The sequence below is a fragment of the Streptomyces sp. NPDC001941 genome (assembly GCF_040296945.1).
GTDB lineage: Bacteria > Actinomycetota > Actinomycetes > Streptomycetales > Streptomycetaceae > Streptomyces.
On sequence record NZ_JBEOYE010000083.1, the window covers coordinates 16,489 to 40,047 of the forward strand.

At 75.0% G+C, this 23,559-nt stretch carries 23 protein-coding genes and 1 pseudogene; 10 read left to right on the top strand and 14 right to left on the bottom strand.

Annotated elements, in window-relative coordinates:
• Positions 1-105: 105 nt before the first annotated feature.
• Entirely contained in the window at positions 106-777 is a 672-nt protein-coding gene (locus tag ABT160_RS36525; RefSeq protein ID WP_351652333.1) for an alpha/beta fold hydrolase, read from the bottom strand.
• Positions 778-1,003: 226 nt separating this feature from the next.
• On the opposite strand from ABT160_RS36525, the gene ABT160_RS36530 reads away from it, so the two are divergent.
• Positions 1,004-1,702 (top strand): response regulator transcription factor, encoded by a 699-nt coding sequence (locus ABT160_RS36530; protein ID WP_351652335.1) that lies wholly within the window; start codon positions 1,004-1,006, stop codon positions 1,700-1,702.
• Positions 1,702-3,012, top strand: a complete 1,311-nt coding sequence (locus ABT160_RS36535) for a HAMP domain-containing sensor histidine kinase (RefSeq protein WP_351652336.1) — start codon at positions 1,702-1,704, stop codon at positions 3,010-3,012. The genes ABT160_RS36530 and ABT160_RS36535 overlap by 1 nt, the downstream gene beginning before the upstream one ends.
• A gap of 119 nt (positions 3,013-3,131) precedes the next feature.
• Here the strand turns inward: ABT160_RS36535 and ABT160_RS36540 are convergent, their stop codons facing one another.
• A complete protein-coding gene (locus tag ABT160_RS36540; protein WP_351652338.1) occupies positions 3,132-4,049 on the bottom strand; it encodes an FG-GAP repeat domain-containing protein in 918 nt (305 codons plus the stop codon).
• Positions 4,050-4,192: 143 nt separating this feature from the next.
• Complete coding sequence (locus ABT160_RS36545; protein ID WP_351652340.1) at positions 4,193-4,822, bottom strand: TetR/AcrR family transcriptional regulator; 630 nt, start codon at positions 4,820-4,822, stop codon at positions 4,193-4,195.
• A 148-nt stretch (positions 4,823-4,970) separates the two neighbouring features.
• Here ABT160_RS36545 and ABT160_RS36550 point away from each other — a divergent pair, with 148 nt between their 5' ends.
• On the top strand, positions 4,971-5,594 hold the full coding sequence (locus tag ABT160_RS36550) for an FMN-dependent NADH-azoreductase (RefSeq protein ID WP_502984368.1): 624 nt from the start codon (positions 4,971-4,973) through the stop codon (positions 5,592-5,594).
• Between the two features lie 74 nt (positions 5,595-5,668).
• On the opposite strand, the gene ABT160_RS36555 is transcribed toward ABT160_RS36550, so the two are convergent.
• Entirely contained in the window at positions 5,669-7,396 is a 1,728-nt protein-coding gene (locus tag ABT160_RS36555; protein ID WP_351652344.1) for a cation:proton antiporter, read from the bottom strand.
• Between the two features lie 246 nt (positions 7,397-7,642).
• Here ABT160_RS36555 and ABT160_RS36560 point away from each other — a divergent pair, with 246 nt between their 5' ends.
• Positions 7,643-8,587 (top strand): ATP-grasp domain-containing protein, encoded by a 945-nt coding sequence (locus tag ABT160_RS36560; RefSeq protein ID WP_351652346.1) that lies wholly within the window; start codon positions 7,643-7,645, stop codon positions 8,585-8,587.
• A 222-nt stretch (positions 8,588-8,809) separates the two neighbouring features.
• Here the strand turns inward: ABT160_RS36560 and ABT160_RS36565 are convergent, their stop codons facing one another.
• Positions 8,810-9,403: a sigma-70 family RNA polymerase sigma factor gene (locus tag ABT160_RS36565; protein ID WP_351652348.1), complete on the bottom strand. Its 594-nt coding sequence runs from the start codon at positions 9,401-9,403 to the stop codon at positions 8,810-8,812.
• Between the two features lie 630 nt (positions 9,404-10,033).
• Positions 10,034-10,849, bottom strand: coding sequence for a M23 family metallopeptidase (locus ABT160_RS36570; protein ID WP_351652350.1), 816 nt, complete (start codon positions 10,847-10,849; stop codon positions 10,034-10,036).
• Between the two features lie 478 nt (positions 10,850-11,327).
• Here ABT160_RS36570 and ABT160_RS36575 point away from each other — a divergent pair, with 478 nt between their 5' ends.
• Together ABT160_RS36575 and ABT160_RS36580 are read left to right on the top strand one after the other, a co-directional pair.
• Entirely contained in the window at positions 11,328-11,993 is a 666-nt protein-coding gene (locus tag ABT160_RS36575) for a C40 family peptidase (protein ID WP_351652352.1), read from the top strand.
• A 53-nt stretch (positions 11,994-12,046) separates the two neighbouring features.
• The gene (locus ABT160_RS36580) at positions 12,047-13,111 is read left to right on the top strand and encodes an ATP-grasp domain-containing protein (protein WP_351652354.1); all 1,065 of its coding nucleotides are present in this window, start codon (positions 12,047-12,049) and stop codon (positions 13,109-13,111) included.
• Between the two features lie 109 nt (positions 13,112-13,220).
• On the opposite strand, the gene ABT160_RS36585 is transcribed toward ABT160_RS36580, so the two are convergent.
• The gene (locus ABT160_RS36585; RefSeq protein ID WP_351652356.1) at positions 13,221-13,721 is read right to left on the bottom strand and encodes a WhiB family transcriptional regulator; all 501 of its coding nucleotides are present in this window, start codon (positions 13,719-13,721) and stop codon (positions 13,221-13,223) included.
• Positions 13,722-13,928: 207 nt separating this feature from the next.
• Here ABT160_RS36585 and ABT160_RS36590 point away from each other — a divergent pair, with 207 nt between their 5' ends.
• Together ABT160_RS36590 and ABT160_RS36595 are read left to right on the top strand one after the other, a co-directional pair.
• Entirely contained in the window at positions 13,929-14,444 is a 516-nt protein-coding gene (locus tag ABT160_RS36590; protein WP_351652358.1) for a hypothetical protein, read from the top strand.
• A gap of 125 nt (positions 14,445-14,569) precedes the next feature.
• Positions 14,570-15,745, top strand: coding sequence for a chitinase (locus tag ABT160_RS36595; RefSeq protein WP_351652360.1), 1,176 nt, complete (start codon positions 14,570-14,572; stop codon positions 15,743-15,745).
• A gap of 2 nt (positions 15,746-15,747) precedes the next feature.
• Here ABT160_RS36595 and ABT160_RS36600 read toward each other — a convergent pair whose 3' ends face one another.
• From ABT160_RS36600 to ABT160_RS36620, 5 genes are all read right to left on the bottom strand, one after another.
• Positions 15,748-16,329: an ATP-binding protein gene (locus ABT160_RS36600; protein ID WP_351652362.1), complete on the bottom strand. Its 582-nt coding sequence runs from the start codon at positions 16,327-16,329 to the stop codon at positions 15,748-15,750.
• Positions 16,330-16,494: 165 nt separating this feature from the next.
• Complete coding sequence (locus ABT160_RS36605) at positions 16,495-17,418, bottom strand: prenyltransferase/squalene oxidase repeat-containing protein (protein WP_351652364.1); 924 nt, start codon at positions 17,416-17,418, stop codon at positions 16,495-16,497.
• A gap of 146 nt (positions 17,419-17,564) precedes the next feature.
• Positions 17,565-18,587: a trypsin-like serine peptidase gene (locus tag ABT160_RS36610; protein ID WP_351652366.1), complete on the bottom strand. Its 1,023-nt coding sequence runs from the start codon at positions 18,585-18,587 to the stop codon at positions 17,565-17,567.
• A 97-nt stretch (positions 18,588-18,684) separates the two neighbouring features.
• On the bottom strand, positions 18,685-19,638 hold the full coding sequence (locus ABT160_RS36615) for a lytic polysaccharide monooxygenase auxiliary activity family 9 protein (RefSeq protein ID WP_351652368.1): 954 nt from the start codon (positions 19,636-19,638) through the stop codon (positions 18,685-18,687).
• Positions 19,639-19,815: 177 nt separating this feature from the next.
• Entirely contained in the window at positions 19,816-20,310 is a 495-nt protein-coding gene (locus ABT160_RS36620; RefSeq protein WP_351652370.1) for a DUF6328 family protein, read from the bottom strand.
• Positions 20,311-20,512: 202 nt separating this feature from the next.
• On the opposite strand from ABT160_RS36620, the gene ABT160_RS36625 reads away from it, so the two are divergent.
• Positions 20,513-21,040, top strand: a complete 528-nt coding sequence (locus tag ABT160_RS36625; protein WP_351652372.1) for a hypothetical protein — start codon at positions 20,513-20,515, stop codon at positions 21,038-21,040.
• Between the two features lie 70 nt (positions 21,041-21,110).
• On the top strand, positions 21,111-21,866 hold the full coding sequence (locus ABT160_RS36630) for a zf-HC2 domain-containing protein (protein WP_351652374.1): 756 nt from the start codon (positions 21,111-21,113) through the stop codon (positions 21,864-21,866).
• A 102-nt stretch (positions 21,867-21,968) separates the two neighbouring features.
• Here the strand turns inward: ABT160_RS36630 and ABT160_RS36635 are convergent, their stop codons facing one another.
• The gene (locus ABT160_RS36635) at positions 21,969-22,181 is read right to left on the bottom strand and encodes a zf-HC2 domain-containing protein (RefSeq protein WP_351652376.1); all 213 of its coding nucleotides are present in this window, start codon (positions 22,179-22,181) and stop codon (positions 21,969-21,971) included.
• 198 nt (positions 22,182-22,379) lie between these two features.
• Positions 22,380-23,559, bottom strand: a pseudogene (locus ABT160_RS36640) (hypothetical protein); the annotation flags it as partial.

Consider the following 23,559-nt stretch of genomic DNA (forward strand, 5'->3'; position numbering starts at 1 on the left):
GTCGCCTCCCGCGGGGATCCGGGTTCGGGGGTGCCGCCCGGGGCGGGGCGGAGAGGCGTCGCCCCGGGCGGCGTACGGGCAGCGTACGGCGGAACCCGGCCTTCCTCAGCCGGCCGCCCGCTTGATCAGTCCGGCGACCTTCTCGGGGTGGGAGACGTACACCGCGTGGCTGGCGGCGACCTCGACGGTGGACGCGCCGGCGCGTTCGGCCATGGCGTGCTGGGCCGGGGGCGGGATCATCCGGTCGTCGGTGGCGATCAGGTAGTGCACGGGCCTGGTGTGCCAGGCCGGCTCGCCCACCGTGCCCTCCAGTGCCGCGATCCCCCACGGGACCTGCGCGTCGGCCAGGAAGCGGGCCTCGTCCGCGGGGAGGTCGGCGGCGAAGGAGGCCGCGAACTTCGCCCGGTCCAGGTGCAGGAAGCCGCCCTCGGGCGGCAGGATCGGCGGCACCGGTGCCCCCGGCGCCGGGTTGGCGATCAGCGTGTTCACCGACTCGCCCTTGTCCGGCACGAACGCCGCGACGTACACCAGCGCCGCCACGTTCTCGTGCGTGCCGGCCTGCGTGACGACCGCCCCGCCGTACGAGTGCCCCACCAGCACCGCGGGACCGTCCAGGGAGTCCAGCACCAGGCGCACCGCCTCCACGTCCCCCTCCAGGGACAGCGTCGGGTTCTGCACGACACGGACCGTGAACCCGTCCGCGCACAGCACGTCGTACACGCCCCTCCAGCCCGAGCCGTCCACGAACCCGCCGTGCACCAGCACCACATTGCGCACGCTCGCGCCACCACTCACCGCACACCAACTCCCCTGCCACACAAGGCGACCACCAGCGGAGGCCGCCGCCGAAAGGAACCTGCCGACAGCGGGATGCCGGAACCGGGCCGGAGTTCACGCTTCCGCATGTGACCTGCACCACATGTCCCGGTGGTCGGTGCGCCCGTGCCGAAGGAGGGCGAGCGCCCCGCCGACGCGTGGGGTGGGCACCGTTGAAAATGATCACATGACGAACGGAACAGAACAGCGCCCAACGGTGCTGGTCGCCGAGGACGACCCCGGGGTCCGCAGCACGCTCGACCAGCTGCTGCGCTTCGAGGGGTACCGGGTGCTGCTGGCCGCCGACGGCCTGGAGGCGCTGCGGGTGCTCGAACAGGAGCGGCCCGACCTGGCCGTGGTGGACGTGGTGATGCCGCACCTGGACGGGCTCGGGCTGTGCCGGATGCTGCGCAGGCGCGGTGACCGGCTGCCCGTGCTGGTGCTCACGGCGCGGCACGAGGTGGGCGACCGGGTCGCCGGGCTCGACGCGGGGGCCGACGACTACCTGGCCAAGCCCTTCGCCACCGAGGAGCTGTTCGCCCGGATACGCGCCCTGCTGCGGCGCGTGGAGCCGGCCGGGGAGGGGGTCGAGCTCGCCGTCGCGGACCTCGCCCTCAACCCCGACGCGCGGCAGGCGCGGCGCGGCGGGAACCAACTCGACCTGACCAAGACCGAGTTCGACGTCCTGGAACTCCTCCTGGAGAACCAGGGAACGGTGTTGACCCGCAGTCAGATCTACCAGCGCATCTGGGGCTTCGACTTCGACACCACCTCGCGCTCCCTCGACGTCTACATCGGCTACCTGCGCCAGAAGACCGAGGAGGGCGGGGCGAGCCGGCTCATCCACACCGTGCGCAACGTCGGCTACACCGTGCGGGCCGCCTGATGCTCCGGCTCAGGATCATGGTGGTGGTGATCGCCACCGCCGCGTTCGCCATCGCCGTCGCGGCGGGCAGCTCCTACCGGGGCGTGAGCGACCTGGTCGGTGACGAGATGGAGCGCGGGCTCGTCGACCGCGCGGACACCGTCCTCGTACTCCTCGACGCCGAGCGCACCCCGCCGGTGCGCGCGGACATGGTGGAGCAGGTCGTCACCGGCGACGGGGCGGTGCGGGAGCTCGCGCCCGGGCGTCCCCGGCTGCCCGTCACCGAGGGCGTCCTGCGCGTCGCCCGCACGGGGAAGGGCGAGGACCGCGAGGACGTGGTCGTCGACGGCACCGAGTACGGGGTCCTCGCCCGGCCGCTGCCCGGCGGGGGCGCCCTCGTGGTCGCCCAGAGCTACCGGGGCGCCACCCAGGTCGACCACGCCTTCCTCTGGCGCCTCGCCGCCGTCACCGCGGCCGCCACCGGCCTCGCCGCCCTGCTGGCCTGGCTCGCCGTCGGCCGCATCCTGCGCCCGGTCCACCGCCTGGCCCGGGCCACCCGGGCCATCACCACCACCCGGGACCTGGCCACCCCGCTGCCCCCGGCGGGCCCCGGCGAGATCGGCCAGCTCACCCGCAGCTTCGAGACCATGCTCGGCGCCCTGCGCCGCTCGCGCGCCCAGCAGCAGCAGCTGGTCCAGGACGCCAGCCACGAGCTGCGCACCCCGCTGACCTCGGTACGCGGCAGCGCCGAGCTCCTCCAGCGGGCGCGCGGGCGGCTCGCCCCGGCCGACGAGGAGCAGATCCTGGGCACCCTGGTCACCGAGACGGCCGCGCTCGACGCGCTCGTACGGGAGCTGGTGGAGCTGGCCACCGACCGGCACACCGAGGAGGAGCCGGACGCGGTGGACCTGGCGGAGGCGGCCGAGGACGCGGCGCTCCGCTTCCGGCAGCTCTCCGGCCGGGCGATCTCGGTGACCACCGACCCGGCCGCTCCCCCGGTGCCGGTGCGGGCCAGGCCGCGGGCGCTCCAGCGCTGCCTGGACAACCTGCTGGGGAACGCGGTCAAGTTCAGCCCCGAGGGCTCCCCCGTGACCGTGCACGTCGAAGGGACCCGGCTCGTGGTGCGCGACCGGGGGCCCGGCATCGCGCCCGCGGAGCGTGAGGCGGTCTTCGACCGGTTCTACCGGGGGCCGCGCACCCAGGCCGTGCCCGGCTCCGGCCTCGGGCTGGCGATCGTCCACGACCTGGTCGGCGCCGACGGCGGGACGGTGTTCGCGGGGGCGGCGGAGGGGGGCGGGGCGGAGGTGGGGTTCCGGCTGCCGAGGGCGTAGCGAGCGGCGGCGGCGGCGTGGAAACGGTGCGGGCGGGGCCGTGAAAGCGGCGCGGGCGGGGCACCTGGATGGTGTCCCGCCCGCGGTTCAACGGCACGTCAGCTTCCGCCCGGTGGGCGTCAGTTGACGATGTCGTACGCGTTGAAGCCGGTACCGATCTTCACGCCCTTGGCGAGGGGCGCCTTGACGTTTCCCGTGCCGGAGAAGCGGTAGATCTCACCGGCCGCGTTGCGGGTGAGGATGTCCGCGACGCCGTCGAAGGTGAAGTCACCGACCGAGACGATGCGGTTCCAGGTGTTCCAGCCGGTGGCGATCTTGACGCCGGCCTTGAACGGGGTCTTGTAGTTGCCCGTCCCCTGGTACAGCCAGAGGTTGCCCGACTTGTCGCGCGTGACGACGTCGGCCTTGCCGTCACGGGTCAGGTCGCCCTGGCCCGAGACGGCGGTGAAGTTGTTCCAGCCGCTGCCGACGCGCACGCGCGCGCCGACCACGCCGTTCGGGCGGCCCAGGTACACCCACGCGACGCCCGCCTTGTCGATGGCGAGCAGGTCGGCGTCCTTGCTGTGGCCGAGGTCGCCGGGCGAGGACACGCGGTACGAGGACCAGCCCGAACCGCGCACCCAGCCGTTGTCGTCGTTGGCGAACTGCAGGGTGCCGTTGGTGTCGACCAGCCACACGCCGTCGCTGAGGCCGTCCTTGTCGGCGTCCACGTCCATGATGCTCTTCGTGGTCGGGAAGGCCTGGCCCGTGTCGACGCGGGCGCTGAAGCCGCCCTTGCCGTTCGGGGTGAAGAACGACAGCTTCTTCGTCTTCTTGTTGATCAGCCACAGCGGGTACGTGGGCGTGTTCACGACCGCGGCGGCGCGGGGCGCGGCCTGGGCGGCCGGAGCCGCCTGGGCGGCCCGGTGCACCTTGGTGGCGGCGTCCGTGGCCGGGTTGCCCGCGGCGAACGCGGTGGTGCCCGCGGACGCCAGGGCGACGGCCGCGGCGATCGCGGCCAGGGCGCGCCGCGGCAGGCGGCGCTCGGTGGAGCTCATGGGATGGATCCCCCCTTGCTGATTCGCACGGTACGGGACCGCTGAGGGCCCCTCCCGCATAAACGAGCGAATCCTTACACAGCTCCTTCACGGCTTGATCACCAGACCCCTCCAAGGAGCCGGGGCGGGCGGGCGCGCCCGACTCACTCGGCGGGGAGCGGCCCCAGCAGGCGTCGCACGAGCACGGTCCAGGCCTCGGCGAACTCGCCCTCCGCCCCCTCCAGAGCACCGGGCGCCCCCTCCTCGGGTACGGCCAGGTAGAGGAGCATCGGCCCTTCCAGGGCCGCCGTCAGCTGCACCGCAAGGGCGTCGACGGCGGGGGTCCCCGGTGCGGCCAGGCCGAGCAGCATGCGGATGTGCAGCCGGGTGAAGGACTGGCCCGCGGGGACGGGTTCGTTGCGGTCGAGCGCCGCCCGCGCCAGCACGTGCCGCCGGAAGAGGAACGCGGTGCGTTCACGGCCGTAGGCGACCAGCCGGTCGGCCGGGTCCGCGCCGGGGCCGAGCGGCGGCGGTCCTTCCAGGACGCGTCGCTGGAAGTCCTGCTCGTCCGCGTCGAGCAGCGCCCTGAAGATGCCGGCGCGGGTGCCGAAGCGGCGGAAGACGGTGCCCTTGCCGAGCCCGGCGCGCTCGGCGAGGCCGTCCATGGTGACGCCCTCGGCCCCGCCGCACTCGCCGAGCATCAGGCGGACGGTGTCGAGCAGGAGCTGCCGGTTGCGCACGGCGTCCGCGCGCTCGGGGCGGGGCTTTCCGAAGGGGACCACGGGTCTTTCCACGACGAGAAACGTACCCGCAACACTAAACGGGGTACAGTCCGTTTACTCTGAACGGGTCGGACGCCGCCGGAGGGGGAGGCGGCGTCCGGCTGCCCCGCCCTGCCCACTCCCCCGTGTCCGTCCCTTCCGAGGAGCCTTGACCATGACCGTGAACCTCTTCCGACTCGACGCCAGCATCCTGGGCGCGGCGTCCGCCAGCTCTGAACTCGCCGACGCCGCCGAGGCCACCTGGGTCTCCGCACACCCGCAGGGCACGGTGACGCGCCGCCACCTGGGCGCCGACCCGCTGCCCTCGGACGCCTGGGCACTGGCCACCACCGCCGGGTTCACCCCCGAGGACCAGCGCACCGAGGGCCAGCGGGAGGCGCTCGCCCTGGCCGCGGCCCTCGTGTCCGAGCTCAAGGAGGCGGACGCCGTGATCCTGGCGGTCCCCTTCTACAACTTCGGCGTCTCCCAGCACTTCAAGGCCTGGGTCGACCTCGTGATCACGGGCGCGGGCCCCACCGACCCGGTGCTCAAGGGCATACCGACCGTGCTGGCGACCACGCTGGGCGGCGGTTACGGCCCCGGCACCCCGCGCGAGGGCTGGGACCACTCCACGCCCTACCTCCAGCGCATCGTGGGCGAGGTGTGGCAGGCCGAGCTGACGCTGGTGAGGCGGGAGCTGACCCTGGCCGCCTCCACGCCGGGGATGGAGGCCCTCAAGGACCTCGCCGCCGAGCAGCACACCGCCGCCCTGACGGCGGCGCGCGAGGCACTGGCCACCGGCTGACGCGCGCCCGGAGCCGGGGGTGCCGTGGCCCGCGCACCCCGGCCCCGTACGCCCTCCTCCTGCTCACTCGCCGCCTACTCCCGCGACACCTCGTCCAGCTGCTCGAAGCGGGCCGCCTCCACGTCCAGGGCGTTCTGGGCGTCCGCGAGGGCCTGCGAGCTGTACGCGCCCGACCTGCGGGCCTTCAGCAGGCGCTCGCTCTGGGCGTCCAGGACGTCCAGGCGCAGCCGCAGGTACTGCTCGCGCAGCGCGAAGTCCATCTGCGGCGCCTCCTGGCCCTCCTCGGGGATGCGCGCGTCGGCGCGGGCGCGGGCCAGGATGGGGGCCGCGTAGGGGGTGCCGTCGGGCTGGGCGAGGCCCGGGGCGGCCAGCACGCCGACCGCCGCGTCGCGCAGTTCGCCGATCAGCCGCAGGTGGTCGTCGCGCAGCCGGGCGGGGTCGTCTGCGGGCACCTTCACGGTACGGATCACCCGGGGCAGGCTGAGCCCCTGGAGGAGCAGCGTGGCCGCCGCGACGACGAACGCGACGAGGATCAACTCGGCCCGGTACGGGGTGTCCTCCGGCAGCGTCTGGGCGGCGGCCAGGGTGATCGCCCCGCGCATCCCGGACCAGGCGAGGACGACGCCGCCGCGCCAGCCCAGGTTCTCGTTCAGCTCGAAGTCCAGCTTCGCCGACACCTTGGTGACACGGCGCTCGACCCGCTCCAGCCAGCGCGTGCCGCGCTCGTCGAGCTCACGGCCGGACGACTCGTGGTTGCGCAGCCGCTCCTGGATCTGGTCGAGCCGGGGCTTGGCGCCGGCCGCCTTCACCTGGTCGCGGCGCATCAGGGCGACCAGCGGCGCCACGATGGCCATCCGCGCCAGGACGCACACCAGGGACGCGAGCAGGCCCACCAGCAGGGCCCGCTGGAGGCTGAAGCCGCCGTCGCGCACCTGATCCACCAGCGTCTTCACGCTCAGGCCCATGAGCAGGAACATCCCGCTCTCCAGGAGGAAGGACAGGGTGCGCCAGTTGGTGGCCTCGGCGATGCGGTCCTGGGCGCGCAGGAAGCGGGGGCTCTCGTGCCCGGTCACCACGCCCGCGACGACCACGGCGAGGACGCCCGAGGCGTCGAACTCCTCGGCCGGGAGGTAGGCGAGGAAGGGGATGACGAAGGAGATGGCGGTGTTGAGGACCGAGTCCTTGAGCAGCCCGCGCACCCGTACGCTCACCAGGCCGACGACGAGGCCGACGAGCAGGGCCACCACGACCGCGTACACGAACTTGCCCGCGACCTCCCAGACGGAGACCGCGCCGGCCAGCGCGGCCACGGCGGAGCGCAGCAGCACCAGGGCCGAGGCGTCGTTGACCAGGCCCTCGCCCTCCAGGACGGTCAACAGCCGGTGCGGCAGGCCGAGTTTGCGGCCGACCGAGGTGGCGGCCACCGCGTCGGTGGGACTGATGACGGCGCCGAGCGCGAAGGCGGCGGGCCAGCCGATGCCGGGGAGCATCCAGTGGAAGAGGGCGCCGGTGCCGAGGGTGGTGACCACGACCAGGAGCACGGCGAGGCCGCTGATCGGTTTGAGGTTCCGCCGGAAGTCGGTGACGGGCATGGTGACGGCGGCGGAGTAGAGCAGCGGCGGCAGCACTCCGGCGAGGATCCACTCGGGGTCGATCTCCGGGTGCGGCACTCCGGGTACGAAGCTGAGTCCGAGGCCGACGATGACGAGGCTCAACGGGGCGGCGAGGCCCAGGCGTTCGGAGAAGGCGGCGACGGCGACGACACTGATGACGCCTACGACCGCGACGAGGGTCAGTTCCACGGGTGAGCGGGCCTTTCAGCGGGGGTGGTGCGGTGACACCGCCCACGGGGCCGGGATTCCTGCCGGCCCCCCGGGAGCGGTGATCCCCTCCTGTATACGTGGCGCCGGCGGGTGCGGTGGTGCGCGGCACTCCGCGGGGCGGCGCGCACCCTCCGGGTGGTGAACCCCGTCCGCCGACCGACCGTGACCGACTTCGACGCGTTTTCCGCGCTTTCACGTGCCGGCAGCGAAAGGTCAGGGACGGCCATGCACACAACGGGGGCCGGGGCGCCCGTGCGCCGCAACGGCGACATCCTCATCCTGAACGGCGGGGCGCTCGACACCGAAGTGGGTGCGCGACTGTTCCTCAGGGGCGTCGACACCGTCTTCCGGTCGGTCGGGCAGCTCGGCGTCAGCGTCACGCACGGCACCGCGCGGGCCTTCGAGACCGAAGGGGGCCGCGACCTCGCCACCTACGGCATGGTCCAGGTGGCTTCCTACCCCAGGCCCACGGCGACGCTCATGAGCGCCGTGAACGCCTGTCTGGAGGCGACCGGGGCCCCGACGGTGGCGAGCGCGTCGATCGCCGCGCCGACCAAGCTGTACCAGTGCGTGCGCCTGGTCCTGGCCGGGCTGCCGGTGCCCGAGACGCACTACCTGCCGACGCCGTTCCTGCGGCACCACCACGACAGGCTCGTGCGGCGGCTCGGCAGCCCGTTCGTGCTGAAGGCGATGACCGGCTCGTGCGGGCGCCACAACTTCCTGGTCGGGGACGAGGAGTCCTTCCGGGCCGTCGTGGACGACCCGGCCCACTCCGGCCTGCTCTTCCTGGCCCAGCGGTTCGTGCCCAACAACGGCACCTTCCGGCTGCTTGTCTTCGGTGACGAGGTGTCCGTCGTCATGCACCGCTGCAACACCGACGGCGGTCACCTCACCAACACCGCGCGCGGCGCGCACGCCACCCTCTTCGACACCGGGACCTTCGACGACGGCGTCAAGCGGATCGCGGTGCGCGCGGCCCGACTGATGGGCTGCGACGTCGCGGGCGTGAACGTGGTGCAGCACCGCGGCGACGGCAGCTGGCACGTCCTGGAGGTGACGCCGAGCCCGGCCCTGGGCACCGGTGCCTTCGTCGACGCCAAGCTCGACGCGTACACCGCGTACCTGGAGCGCACCCTGGGCGCCGCCTCCGAGCCCGTCGGGACGAGGTGAACGGGGCCCGCCCCGCTCCCTGCTCCGTACCGCGACCGCACCGCCCGCGCGCGGGCCCCCGGGAACGACTCGGCCCGGGCCGTCACCTTCGAGGTGTCGGCCCGGGCCGTCTGCTGCGAGGGCGCCGGCGCTGTGCCCCTCCATCGGGGCTCCTGTCCGGGGTGGGCACCGGAGCAGGGCGTAGGCGGCGCGGGTGGCGCGCGGTACCGGGGGCGGGGTGCCTCAGCCGAGGGTGGCGTACTCGGCCAGGCAGCTCTTGAGCGCCCTGAGCGCGTAGTACGTACGGGACTTGACGGTGCCGACGGGTATCCCCAGGGTCTCGGACGCCTCCTGCACCGAGGAGCCGCGGAAGTACACCTGGATCAGCACCTGCCGGTGCTCGTTGCTGAGTTCCTTCAGGGCCTTGCGGACGTCGAGCGCCTCGATGGAGGGCTCGATGGGGTCCTCGACCTGGACCGGGATCGTCTGCATCGCCATGTCGCCGACCTCGGTGGGGCGCGACAGACGGGCGCGACGGGCGTCGATGGCCAGGCGCCGGGCCACCGTGTAGAGCCAGGGCCGCATCGACTCGTGGTCGGTCTCCAGGGCCTCGGGGTGCCGCCAGGCCCGGATCATCGTCTCCTGGAGCAGGTCCTCGGCGCGCTGGCGGTCGCCGTAGGTGAGGCCGAGCAGGAAGCCGAAGAGGGCCCTGCCGTGCTCCTCGCGGAGCTTGGCCAGGGCCTCGTCGCTGGTGTAGCCCCTCGCGTCGGGGCCGCTGGACCCGGGATCGTCCTCCACAGCGGGCGAGCCGTTGAGGTCGAGGGACGGTGAGGTCATGGCGGGCACTCCTTCACTGACGACTTCGGGGGGACGGCCGGGGCGGCCGTGCCGCGTATCGGGTCGGTTGCTGTGCGTGCATCAGCGTGTCGCCGATGGGGGCGCCCTGTTATCCGCCAACCGGCGGACATGACGTACGTCCTCGACCAGCGGTCCAGCGGTCACGATGACCGTTCGGCGCACGGTGGGTGAATGTGCGGCTTCCTACTGAACGGCGGGTCAGTGCGGTGCGTGTGCCATACGGGAGCACTGCTCGGGGACCTACCGGGAGGGGACGCGAGCCGGCCCCCGCGCCACGGGGACGCAGACAGAGGGGGCGGGTATCGAAGCCGCACGCGCGCACATGACGAAGCGGCCGTTCCACCGGTGCCAAGGGGGAGCTGATCACCGGTGGAACGACCGCTGGCCGGCCGCGGGGGACGGCCGTGGGCCCGGCCGTCGGGGAACGGCCGTCAGACGGCCTCGATCGAGGGCCGCTCACCGACCGCGGGGGACGCGGCCGGGCCCCGCGGGCGGCTCGGAGGGAGTGGACTCGCCCGCGGGTTCACAGAGGGACACGGGCCTGCCGGGTCGGGGGTTCGGCCCTCGGAACCGTTTTTCCGAAAGCGGGCCCGCAACGGCCGGAAACCGTCAGGGCCTCACGCCCCGGGACCGCAGGAAGGGCAGCGGCGCTACCGAGGAGCCGTACCAGGGTGCGGTACGGACCTCGAAGTGCAGGTGCGGGCCGGTGGAGTTGCCGGTGCTGCCGGACCGGCCGATGACCTCCCCCGTGCGCACGCTCCGGCCCACCCCGACACCGAGCCGGGACAGGTGCCCGTACTGCGTGTAGAGGCCGGAGGCGTGCCGGACGACGATGTTCCAGCCGTACGCGCCTCCCCAGCCGGCCTCCACGACCGTGCCGCCGTGCGCCGCGCGGACCGGCGTTCCGGTGGGGACCACGAAGTCCTGGCCGCTGTGGGTGCGGGCCCAGAGGCGGCCGCCGATGCCGTACCCGGCGCCGAGCGCGTATCCCGTCACCGGGGTGGTCCAGGAGGCGGCGAGGAGCCCGGCCCGGCGCACCCGTTCGGCGCGGTCGGCGGCGGCCTTGCGCGAGGCGCGCGCGAGGCTCTCGGCGCGGCGCCGGGCGGCCTCCTCGGCCTGCTGTCTTCGTGCGCGTTCGGCCTCGTCCCAGCCGTCCTGGAGGGCGCTCGCCCGCAGGATCAGGCCGGTGGCGGCTCCGGAGGTGCCCGTGCCGGTGAGGGGCGTGGAGCGCGTCTCGTACGCGGGGCTCGATCCGGCGCTTCCCGTAGGGCCGTTGGTGCTTCCCAGGGCCGGTCGTGGGGCGAGGGCGAGACCGGTGACCAGGAGCAGGGACGCGGTCACGGCGCCGGCGCGACGACGGGCCGCCGGGGCCTGCGGGGTCACGCGTGCCGGCCGCGCTGCGGGGGTGTGGTCGGGAAAGGGCATCGGAGCCCTCCTTCACTGGGGAAAGGGCGGAGACGGGGAGGAGGCCCGGCAGTTCCCACCGGGGGTGTCGCGGCGCCGAGTTGGGGAGCGACGGTGGTGAACTCGGCTGCCGGGAGCGGGGATCGGGGACACGTGGGCCCCGTGCACCGGGAGCCGGGATCGGAGGTGACATGGGCCCCCTGCCCGGCCCCACGCCCAGGCACGGAACCCACCGCACGCTCCGGAACCGGCCGTCCCAGGTCATGCCCCTGACCTGCGCGGACTCCGGAGCGGCCAAGGCCGGGACATGGCCGGCCTTCCCCCTCCGGCACGCCCGGCGATCACCCCGGGTTCACCCGCGCGCGGTTCACGCCGACGGCACCGTGCGCCCCGTCCCGCGCGGCCGTCCCCGGTGAACCTCCGGCCCCGCCGGGCCCGTGCTCCGTACAGACATGTGCGTCCGGCTTCCGGACACGTCCTCCTGCCGAAAGGCCCCCCTGTGAACGTCCGTCTGGTCCTTCCCTCCGCCCTGTCGCTCGGTGTCGTCGCCCTCGTCTGCGGCAGCGCCGCGCCCTCCCCCGCGCCGCCGCGTACGGAGACGGTCCGCTCCGCGGCGGTGCGCCCGGCCGCGCTGGACCCGAAGGACGAGCTCATGGCGGAGCGCGGGGCCGCCGCGGCGGCGCGGGCCGCCGCCGTGTCACGGCGGCCGGTCGTGCGCTCCGCGCGAGCGGCGCCGCGGGCGGTGGTGAAACCGGCGAAGGCCGCCCCTCGACCGGCGTCGCGGCCGTCGAAGCCGTCCGGGACCGTCGTCCGGCACGCCTCCGCCGCCGCCGTGGCCGTCGACGTGGCACTCGCCCAGCGCGGCAAGCCCTACGTGTGGGGCGCCACCGGCCCCGGTTCCTTCGACTGCTCCGGGCTCACCCAGTACGCCTACCGGCGCGCGGGCATACGCCTGCCCCGCGTCACCTGGGACCAGCTCCGGGCGGGCCGCCGCGTCGGCCTCGACTCGATCCGGCCGGGCGACCTGGTCTTCTACCGCGGCGCGGCCCACGTGGGCCTGTACGTCGGGGACGGCCGGATCGTGCACGCCCCGCACCCCGGCGCCCCGGTCCGCACCGCCGACCTGCGCGTCATGCCCGTGTACGCGGTCGTCCGGCCCTCCTGACCCCGGCCCGTCCCACCGCCCCCCCGTCCGCCCACCCGCCCGCTGGAGCCACCGTGACCCTCCTCCCCCTCGTCCTCACCGGAGTGCTGTGCGCCACCGTCCTGGCGGTACGGTTCACCCCGCGCCTCCCCCGCGACCGCACCCGGCGCCACACCGCGCCGGACGCCGCGACGGCGGCCCAGCGCTCCGTGCTCCTGCTGCACGGCGGCTACTTCGCCAGTCCTTCCATGGCGCAGGCGCTGGGCGACCAGGGCATCAGGACCGTCGTACGGCACTACTCGGACCTGGTGGTCGACGTCGTCGGCGGCAGGCCGTGCGTGCGCGAGGCGTCCACCGGGCAGGACGTGGCCGACTTCGGCCTGGTGCGGACGCACGGCCCGGGGATCCCGGCGCCGCTGCTCGACACGCTCACCGGCTACCTCGCCGCGCGGGGCCGGGCCCTGCGCGGCGACGCCGGGGGCGGCGAGGGCCACGGCCGGGCCGCGGGGGCCGCGCCCGTCGCGCCGTCCCGGCCCTGCCAGGGGGTGGCGCTCGCCGATGCGGGCGAGCCGGTGCCGGACCTGCGGTTCATCGCCGACCGCCGGCCCGACACGTCCTTCGCGGCCCTGGCGGCCCGCCTCGGGACGCCGTTCGTGATCCGCCCGCAGTTCGGCGGGCAGGGCGGCGAACTGACCCATCTGGTGCGCACCGAGGGCGAGTTCGAGCAGCTGACGGAGTCCCCGTGCGGGCCCGTGCGGTACCTCGCCCAGCGGTACGTGCCCAACAACGGGACCTTCCTGCTGCTCGTCCTGGGCGCGCGGGTGCCCGTCGTCGTCCACCGGTGCAGCACCGGCGCCAGCGGGATCACCAACCGCAGGCACGCGTCGCACGCCACGCTCTTCGAGGCCGGGGAGTTCGACGCGGAGGTGCGGGCCATGGCGGTGCGGTGCGCGGCGCTGCTCGGTTACGACGTGGCGGCCGTCACCGTCGTACAGCACCGCGAGACGCGCGAGTGGTTCGTCCTGGGCGTGGACGGCGACCCGGCCCTGGCGGACCTGCCGTTCGCCGACGAGACCACCCGGGCCTACGCGCACCACCTCTCCCGGCGGCTGCGCCGCCGCCGGTCCCTGGTCAAGTGAAGCCGTCCGGCCGGGCCGAGGGACGTGGGCGCCGTGGCCCGCGGCCCAAGAGGAGAAGCGGCGGGCAGTTCCGTGACGGATGCCGAACTCCGTTGACCGGCAAGGGCCTTCAGGCCGTGCGGCGGACCTCGCCGCCGAGGGCGACCGCGAGGCGTGCCACCTTCCGCGACCGGGTGTAGGCCTCCAGCACCACGGCCGGGCCGAGGCCGAGGGCCTTGCCCACCCGTTCGACGGACCAGCCCCCGCTGATCAGGTGGTAGACGACGGCGTCGCGGTCGCCGACCTCGACCCTGACCTCCCGGCCCGCGAGCAGCCGGATCACCAACGGCCGTACCGCGCCCAGGCGTTCGGCCTTCTCCCACATGCGGCGGCGCTCCCCCGGCATGGTGCCGCCCCAGATGCCGTGCGACTCGCCCGAGCGGACGGCCAGGGCGAGGCACGCCCCCTGGACCGGGCAGGCGCGGCACAGGGCCTTGGCGCGGCCGGACTCCCAGGACTCCCCGCCCTCGGAGTCGGGCGGGAAGAACAGGGCCGGGTCCGCGGTCCGGCAGGCGGGCTCGCCGTCGAGGCGTTGGCGCCGGCGGGCGCGCACGGGCGGTCGGCTGTTCATCGCTTCCTCCGCTTCGGGGGTCGGCCAGTCGTCTCACCCGTGCGTACGGGAGCGGCCGCGCCCGGGTTCACGGGGCGCCGTCGTCCGGGCGCCGGGCTCCCCCTCCGGCCAGGCCCCGGACTCCCGCCCTGGATCCGGATTGAGCCCGGCGGACATCCCGTACGTGCGGAGGGGTGTGTGCACTGTCGCGCCGAGGACGGAGGGGTCGTGCTACCGGAGAGACTGAGCGGTGACGGCGGGGGCGAACTCGTCGTCCCCATGGGCTGGTTCTACGTGCAGTGCCTGGCCGACCGGATCCTGCGGCTGAGCGGTCTGGGCACCACCGACCCGCCCGTCTTCCGGGCCGGGCGCGACGTGCTCGCGCTCACGGTCTTCTTCACCACGGCCACGGGTGGCGGTCCGCCCGACCCGACGCCCGAGGACCTGCACGACTGGATGACGCTGACCACCCACGAGCCCCAGTGGCACGGCTGGATGCGGGCCGAACTGGAGCACCTGGTGGCCGAGGACCTGTCCGGCCACCTCGAAGGGGCCGACCTCTCCCCCGTACTGCACGCGTGGCAGTGGCTGCAGGAGACCGAGCTGCTGCCGCCGCCCGCGCCGCCGTCGTGCCTGCCGGCCGGCGTGGCCGGGTCCGGGGCGCGCGGCCTCCTGGAGGGGACCGGCTGGGTGCCCGCGTGGCGGGTCGGGTTGTCCCTCGGGCACCTCGCCCTCCAGCTGTGACCCACCGCGGCGCCGTCCGGTGGGGCGGCGCCGGTGAACCGATGGCGGGGCGGTGCCGTGACGTGCGGCAGACACCCCCATGATCCGCCGCGTGGTACGCCACGTGACGCGCCGAGGAGTTCCCCGTGCCCGAACACCCGACCCCGCCGCCCCGGCACCGGCTGCGGGGACACCGCCGTTGCGTCTCCCTGGCCCTCTGCCTCGCCGTGGCCACCGGGGCGGCGGGCACGGTCGCCGGTCTCGCGTCCCAGTCGCCGCCACCCGCCGAGGCCGCCGCGCGCCCGGCTCCCGCTCCCTCCGCTCCCCGGCCGACGCGCGCGGGAGCGGCGAGCCGGTCGCCCGGCGCGGGGAACGGTGCGGCGGTGGGCCGGGGTACCGCCGTGCCCGCGGGCTTCTCCCCGTACCTCGACGTCTCGCTCGGCGTCGACGGCGAACTGCCCTCACTGGTGCGGGAGTACGGACTCTCCGAGGTGACGCTGGCGTTCGTGCTCGCCGGTGACGGCTGCCGGCCCCGGTGGGGCGGCGGGACGTCACTGGGCGGGAACCCGTACGTCGCCCGGATCGGCGCGGTCCGGGCGGCGGGAGCTGACGTACGGGTCTCGTTCGGCGGGGCGGACGGGCGGGAGCTGGCGACGGTGTGCGCGGACGTGCCCCGCCTGACGGCCGCGTACCGCTCGGTGGTCGACGCCCTGAGGCTCACCCGGCTCGACTTCGACGTCGAGGGCTCCCAACTGGCCGACACCGACGCCCATGCGAGCCGCGCGCGTGCGGTCGCCGCGCTCCAGCAGGAGGCGGAGGCGGCCGGACGGCCGCTGGACGTGACGTTCACGCTGCCGGTGATGCCCAGCGGCCTGTCGGACGACTCGCTCGCGCTGCTGCGCGACGCCTACGGGCAGGGCGTGCGGATCAGCGCGGTGAACATCATGGCGATGGACTACGGCAGCGAGTTCACCGGCGACATGGGCGGCTACGCGCGCCGGGCTGCGACGGCGACCGCCGCCCAGCTGGCCGGGATCCTCGACGTGCCCGCCGAGGAGGCCTGGTCGCGGGTGGGGATCACCGTGATGACCGGGGTCAACGACGTCGCCGGCGAGGTGTTCACCGTCGAGGACGCCGCCGAACTGCTGGCCTTCGCGCGGGAGAAGCGGGTCGGACGGCTGTCCACGTGGTCGCTCAACCGCGACCGGCTGTGCCCCGACGGGCCGAAGGAGAGCGCCGATCCGCTGTGCGGGTCGATCGGGCAGGAGCCGTTCGCCTTCACCCGGGTGCTCGCGGGGCACCGGCCGCCGACGGGCGGGTGACGTCAGCCGCGGGCGGGCGTGGCCGCGTCCCCCGCGGACCGGTCGGCGGCGGGCCGGGCGAAGGGGTCCGCGCACCGTGTCTCGTCGGCACAGGTGTGCTCCACCAGCTCGAACCACACCCGGGTGCCGACCCCGCCGGGCCCGCCCTCCACGCCCCACTTCGTCGACCACGCGTCCACGAGACGGAGGCCGCGGCCCCCCTCGTCGCCCTCGCCGGCCGGGCGGACGACGGGCCCGGGGCCGGGCGGCCCCTGGTCGACGGCCGCGCAGCGCAGCCCGCAGGCACGGCCGTCGAGCCTCACCCCGACCGGCCCCCCGCCGTGTCTGAGCGCGTTCGAGACGATCTCGGTGGCCAGTAAGCGCGCGGTGTCCGAGAAGTCCGGGGAGTGCCGTCCGTCGAGCGCCCTGCCCAGGGCATCGCGCACCATGCCGACCATCCAGAGGGGTCCGTCGAGCCTGAGGTCGCAGGCCCACGCGCCGTTTCCGGCGGCGCCCGTCCGGCCGCCGTGCCCGGCGGGCCCGCTGCCCGGCGGCCGCCCGTCCAGGACGCTGCCGTTCGACCGACGATGCTGTGGTGCCCCCATGGCCGTCTCCTCCACCCTCACTGGAACCGTCCGTACGTGTCTGCCCCTGTCCACGCGAAGGGAGGGGGGTCAGTTCACGCCAGTCGCCCGAGGGCCTCCACGGCAGCGCGTTCGGCCCGCCGGATCACCTCCGACGGGCCGAACTGTCGTACGGGCGAGCTCAGTTCACGCGACCGCGACGGTCTCGGGCGTGGGCGCGACGTGGCGGAGGGCGTTGAGCCCCGTCATCACGAACGCGTCGGTCACGACCGGGGAGTGGTACGGGAGCGGGCCCGGCTCCCGCACCCCGGGACCGCCGTCGGCCCGGTGACCGAGGAGCAGGGCGACGGCCGTCTCCCAACTGCCCTGGTGGAGAAGGCCCGTGCGGGCCAGGGCCGCGAGGGCGAGGCCCGTGGCGCCCGGGGTGCCCGGGCCGTCGCCGGTGTGGGACCAGCCTCCGTCCGGACGGCGGGCCCCGGCCAGCGCACGGGCCGCCTCCCAGCTGTGCGGGGAGTGCGCGCCGAGGGCGTCGGCGGTACGGAGCACGGCGCACGGCAGTCCGGGGAGGCGGGGCCCCGCGTCGGCCCCGTCGCCGGCCTGGTGAACGCGCGCGCCGAGCCAGGTCAACGCCCCTTCGACGGGAATGAGATGGGCCGACGGGTGGGCGCGCAGGGCCGCGAGGACGTGGGCGACGGCCTCGGCGCCCGGGCCCCTCGGCGCACGGGCTCGCTCGCACCACAGGCCGTCGGCGCCCTGGTGCTCCTGGAGGAAGGCGAAGCCGCCCTCCAGGAGGCGGTGCGGGACGGGGAGTCCGGCGAGCGAGGAGAGGACCAGGCCGGTGACTCCGGGCTCGGTCCGCGGGCTTCCGGCCGTCTCCGCCCAGCCGCCGTCATCGTGCTGCGTCGCGCCCAGGTAGGTCAGGGCGGCCGGGAGCGCGTGTTCGCGGAAGGCGGGGTCCTCGCGGAACGCCCGTACGGTCAGGGCCGTTTCGAGCACGTCGAGCGGCGCGGGGCCACCGCGCCAGGAGCCGTCGGCGCGCTGCGACAGCAGGCACCTCATGACGCTCTCCGCCGTCGCCTGGTGCAGGGTGCGCGGTCGTGCAGGGTTCACGGCTCGGTCCGTCCTGGTCAGGGGCGTGGCGCCCGGGAGGAGGCGGGGGCGGGGGGCGTACGCAGGAGGCACTCCTGCGGGCGACCAACGGTTCAACGCGGGTGATCGACGACGCGGACGGACGCGCGGGCGGCCTGCGCGGGAGCTCAGGGGCCGGCCGTCTCCCGGTACACCCGGCGCGCTTCCTCGCCCAGCCTGGGGCCGGCCAGCCAGGTGGAGGCGGCGGGGCCGATCGACGTGTTGCTGATCAGCGCGAGGGTCCCGTCCGGGCGCCGGGCGAACCAGCCCCCGCCCGAGGAGCCGCCGGTCATGGTGCAGCCGATGCGGTACAGCGAGGCGCGGTCGGTACGGATCGCCAGGCGGCCGGGACGGTCCTGGCAGGCGAACATGCGCTCGCCGTCGAAGGGTTCGGCCGCCGGGTACCCCCACGCCTTCACGGCCGGTATCTCCACCGCGGGCGGGGCGTCGAACCACACCGGCACGGCCGCCCCCGCGGCCTCCTGGAGCGAGGGGCCGCCCTCGCGGGTCACGTGCAGCACCGCGAAGTCCCCGGGCGAGCCCGCGCCTCCCGACGCGGCGCCCTCCTCGCGCCACTCGGCGGAGGTGCCCGCCCGGTCCGCCCACCACACGCCGAGCGGCGCGACCTCGTCCACTCCCGCGCCGGCCCGGCCGGGGCCGGTCAGGCCCAGGTCGTTGTAGGCGGGGACGAACACGATGTTGCGGTGCCACTTGCCGCCCGCGCCGCCGTGCGCGCAGTGCCCGGCCGTCCACACCAGTCCCGAGCGGCCCGGGGCCCGGGGGTCCTCGACGACGGTGGCGGAGCAGACGCTGGGTCCTTCCGGGCTGTCGAAGAAGAGCTTGCCGACGGCCGGGGCGTTGAGGCGGTACGGGGTGCGCTCGGGTGCGGCCCGCACGGGGGCCGGCTCCGGGTCGGTGCCCTTGAACTCGGCCCCCAGGTCGTCCGGCACGTCCGGATCGGCCCCGGTCGCGCCCGCCATGCGCTCGGGCGTCCACAGGCCGGGGACCACGGGGTTGGTGAAGCCCGGCCCGCCCCGCCCGCCCGGCGCGGCCGGTACCGAGCAGCCGGCGGCCCCCACGAGGGCCAGCAGGACGATGACGAGCAGGCGGGCGCGCACCGGGATCCTGGCGGTGGCGTGGGACGGACTCATGGCGGAGCTCCTGGCGTCGGCGTCGGGGCGAGGACGTGGTGCCGGCACCCGCGCGGGGTGCCGGCACCACTTCGTACGCACGGGGTGACGAGGCCGCTCAGGAGGACCGCGTGCGGTTCTGGCGGCGGATGAAGTACGTGAGGACGAGCACGATCACCGACGCCACCGCCGCCAGGACGACGGACAGGGTCATCGCCAGGCGGCCGCCCATCGTCATGGGGACGCTCTCGGCCGCGACGGGGGCCGCCTGGGTAAGGGGCGTGGCGGAGGGCGTGGGGAGCGGGGGCTCCGTCGACGGGGACGTGCCCCCGTGGGCGTGCGCCACTTCCACCGGGGCGGGCGAGGCGCCCGAGGGCGTGGGGCGGGGTGAGGGGCGGGTGCTGGAGGACGGGGAGGCGTCGGCGCCCCTGCTGCCCCGGAAGAGCACGTCCGAGCAGTAGTAGTAGGTGTCGGGGAGTCCGCTGTTCTCCCAGACCGTGTAGATGACGTGGCGGCCCGTCTTGCCCTCGGGGAGGCGGCCTGAGAACTCGTACGCCGAGTCCACCAGCGGCGGGTCGTCGACCTCCAGGAACGGCTTGGACTCCAGGTCGGACCAGCGCAGCGGCGTGGTGGGGTCGTAGCCGTCCTTGGTGATGTAGAGCAGCAGGCGGCCCTTGTGCGGGACGGTGGCGAGGAAGGCGAAGTCGTAGCTGCTCCCCTCGTGCAGGACCGTGGCGGGCCAGTCCTCGCGCGGCAGGTCGAGGCCGCGGTACGCGGGCAGACCGGCACTGCACAGCTGTCCGTCGGGGACAGCCGAGCGGTGCCTGCCGTTCACGTCCTTCAGCCTGAGGTTGTCCCACGCGTCGAGCGCCCCGGCGGGGCTCGCGTTCTGGGCGGCCACGCACGCGGGCGAGTCGGAGTACCGCTCGTTGTCCGGGGCGCAGGCGGCGGCGCGGCTGATCGGGTTCCACGGTGCGCCGTGCGCCTGGGCGGACCCGGTCAGCGCGGACGTGGAGAGGACTAGGACTGTTCCGGCGACGGCCACCGCCGCCGCGTTACGACCCCGACGCACGCTCACTCCTCGTGTTCATTGTCCGTGGACGGACGCAACCGGTGGACGGATGCGTCCGGTGGATGGATGTTCGGTTCCACGCCCTGTGCTGGTGGGCGGTTCAACACCGTTCGGGCTTCCGGGCGTGTGCGATGTCTCATGCGTGACGCCTCGTGCACGACGCCGCGACCTGACGTCTCATCTGGGGGCCGCGAGGCGGCCGTGGCGCAGCCGCTGCCACATGGGCAGGCCGAACCAGAGCCAGACCATGGCGCTGAAGACGAGGGCGCCGGTCACGGCGGAGGTGACCGAGCCGAGGACGAAGGCGACGACGAGGAGCAGGGCGCTGCTCATCGAGATCATGAGCAGGACGAGGCCGGCGAGCGCGAAGCCGTGGGAGAGGCTGAGCAGCCGGTGCTTGAGGCCGTGCCGGAAGACCACCCGGTGGAACGGCGCGGGGGCCGTCAGGAGGGTGGCGGCGGCGAAGGCTGCCGTGAGCGTGAGGACGTACTGGTACTCCTGCCAGGTACTCAGCTCCGGGAACCTCGGCGAGAACGCCAGGGTCATCAGGAAGCCGAGCAGGAACTGCACGCCGGTCTGCGCGACGCGGACCTCCTGCAGCAGCTCGGCGTACGCCTTGTCGAACGTGGCCTGGGCCTCGGGGGTGTGGATCTGGATCTGGGTCGCGGACATGGGCGCGTCCTTCCGGGACGGGGATCAACGGCCGCCTGTCTGAACGCGGTTGACTACCGTCCGGTTCACCGTGCGCACGGGCGTGCCGGGCCGCGGCGCGGGTTGAGCCTTCGTCGGCCGCCGCCCGTGCTCCTGCGTGTCGAGCAGGTGCCGGGGTGGCCGGATGACGTCCCGGTGCGGCCGGGGCGACGGGAGGTACGGGGTGCGTCCGGAGAGCGTGGACAGCGTGGGCGAGCCGAACGGCTCCCCACTCGCGGTACCGCTGGCCTGGTTGTCCGCGGACCTGGCCGCCGACCGGCTGATGCGGCTGGCCGGTCCTTCGGGGCCCGGGTCGCTCGAACACCGGTGCGGGCGGAGCGCGCTGGCGCTGACGCTGTACTTGTCCGGTACGGAACTGCCGCCCACGGGACCGCCGGACGCGGCCCGCTGCCTGCTGCCGTACTTCCTCACCGAGGACCCCGAGCGCTGGGCGGACTGGGTGGACGAGCAGCTCGCCTGGCTGTCCGAGGACGCCGCGCGGGTGGTGGTCCGCGCCACGTGCCCGTACGCGGAGCCGGCGGCGGACACCCGGATGGCCCTGCGCTGCTGGCTGCGGCTGCGCGCCACCGAGCTGCTGCCCCTGCTGGGCGAGGGGGCGGGATCCGGGGCCGAGGACGCCCGCTCGCCCTGGATCCCCGGCTGGCACCTGGGCGCCTTCCTGGCCCATCAGGTGCTGCGCCAGGTGCGCTGAACCGGGGGCGTCGCCCGCTCGTGCAGGGGGACGACAACTCCCCTCGGGGGATCGCACCAAAGGAGGCCACGTGACGCCGTCACACCAGGATCCGCGCACGGAGGTGGGCGCCTACGTACTGGGCGCCCTGGATCCGCAGGAGTCGGACGCGTTCGAGGCGCACATGCTGGACTGCCCGGCCTGTGCCGGGGAGGCCCGTGAACTGGCGGACGTGGAGACCCTGTTGGCGGACTTCGCCGCCACCGGTCCCGACCTGGAGGAGCTGCTCGCCGACGAACCGCCCGCCGGGGCCCGGGAATCCGCCGAGGCACCCGCCGCCGAGGATCCCGGGCCCGCTCGGCTCGTGTCCAGGCTGCGCGACGTCCGGCGGCGCGCGTTCATGCTCGCCGCGTCCGTGGCCCTGTTCGGCGGGGGGATCGGCCTGGGGGTGACCTGGGCGAAGGAGCCCCCGGCGCCCGCCGTGGACGCCTCGCAGAACCCCCAGTGGGCGGCCCGCCTGCTGATGGTGGGCGAGCAGCACAACGGGGCCAACGCCGCGACCGGGGTGACCGCCAAGGTCGGCCTGGAGGACAAGAAGTGGGGCACGCACATCGCCCTGGAGCTGCGCGGGGTGCACGGGCCGCTCGACTGCCGGCTGGTCGCGGTGTCGACGTCCGGGGCCCGGCAGACGGTGACCGGCTGGGTGGTGCCCGAGCCGGGGTACGGCATACCCGGCTCGCCCGACCCGCTCCAGGTGCACGGCGGCGTCTCGGTGCCGCGCGGGCAGCTGGACCGGTTCGAGGTGGTCACCCGGGACGGCAGACAGCTGGTCAGCATCGACGTGTGAGCGGCCATCCGGCCCGGCGAGGCCCCCGGTTCCCGACGGAACCGGGGGCCTCGTGCCGTACGCCCGCGCGCGTCCGTCAGCGGTGCGCCCGCGCGCACGTGTTCAGTCGTCCGCGCTCCGCCACAGGTCGGCTTCCGACACCATCGAGAGCAGGCTCTGCGTCTCGGTCAGGTCCAGGTACTCCGCGCAGCACGCGTCGCACAGCGCCAGGTGGTCGGCGACTTCCTGGTCCTCGTCGCGGCCGAGGGCTCCCAGGACGTACGCCCCCAGGGCGAGGGTGACGTGCGCACCGCCGTCATCCGGTAGGAGGGTCATCGGGGCTCCCGGTTCTCCTGGCATGTGTCCTCGGAATGCCCATTGTTGGGGACGGCCAGGGGTGGAACAAGGAGTTCTCGCGGCGATGTCCAGGAGATGTCGCGCGGTGGCCGGGGAGCGCGGCGACGGCGAAGCCCGCCGGGCCCTGGGGCCTCGGCGGGCTTGCGCGTGCGGGGGACCGGGGGGTGCCCGTCCGGTTCAGGCGGCGGGGTGCACGGCCAGGCGCCACGGGGCCTCCGCGGCCGTGCCGAGGACGACGGGGACCACCCGGCCGGGGCCGGCCAGCAGGTCGTCGAGGGCGGCCTCGTCGGCCTCCGTGGCGACCGTGCAGAAGACGAACTCGAAGGGCGGGTCGATCTCCTGCTCGCGGCGCGCGGCGAGTTCGCGCAGCGACCCGGCCGTCTCCATGCCGACCATGCCGTCGGTGAGGGACCCGAGCGCTCCGACGGCCGTGGCGCAGGCGGCCTGTTCCAGCACGGGGCTCGCACTCAGCTGGAGCACCAGGGACTCCATCAGCCGGTGGCCCGCGGCGGCGTCCCCTTCGAGGACGACCGGCCCCGGCGCCTGGGCCAGGTCGAGGAAGAGGCACCCGGAGGCGTCGGAGGAGCCGATGCAGACGAACGCCGCGCCCGTCCCGGGCACGTCGTAGGGCACCGGCATCCAGGCCACCGCCGTGTCGTGCGGCGCCGGGTGGCCGGCGAGGGTGACCTCGACCAGGTCGTCGCCGAACTCGACGTGGTACGTGTACGGGACCCCGGCCGGAGCCGCCGCCGGGCGGGCGTCCCCGCCGCGCGGCCGGGTGCGCGCGGGCGCGACGGGGTGGGACGCCGCGGCGCGGGCCGCGGTGGCGGCGCCGACCGCCGCGCTCACCGACACGGCGGTGCGCTGCACCGGGACGGGGGCGGGGCGTTCGGGCTCGGTGGCGGGCACCGGCGCGATCTCGGGTTCGGGCTCGCGCGCCGGGGCCGGGGCGACGGCCCTTGAGGCGGCCGGGCGGGGTGCGCGGGGCCCGGTGGGGGCGGTCGGCGCGGCGAGCGCCGCCGAGGTGAACTGCTCGAACGGGGAAGGCTGTTGTGCGGAGGGCGCGCCGAAGAGCGGGGGCCGGTGGGGCGTGGTCGCGGCGGCCGGTGCGGGAGCGCTGTCGTACGCGCCCGTGGGGAACGTCGTGGTCGTGCTCGCGTGGAGCTCCGGCTCGAAGGCGAGCGGGGCGGGCGCCGGTGCCTTGGGCGCCGAGCGGCGCCGGAACAGCAGCGCGGCGGCGCCCGCGCCGACCACCAGGGCTCCCCCGACGCCGAGGCCGAGGGCGAGCCCGCCACCGGAGCCCTCGGGCGTGGCGGCCCGTGGCTGCGGCGGGGCCTGGGCGGGGGCGGGCGCCGGG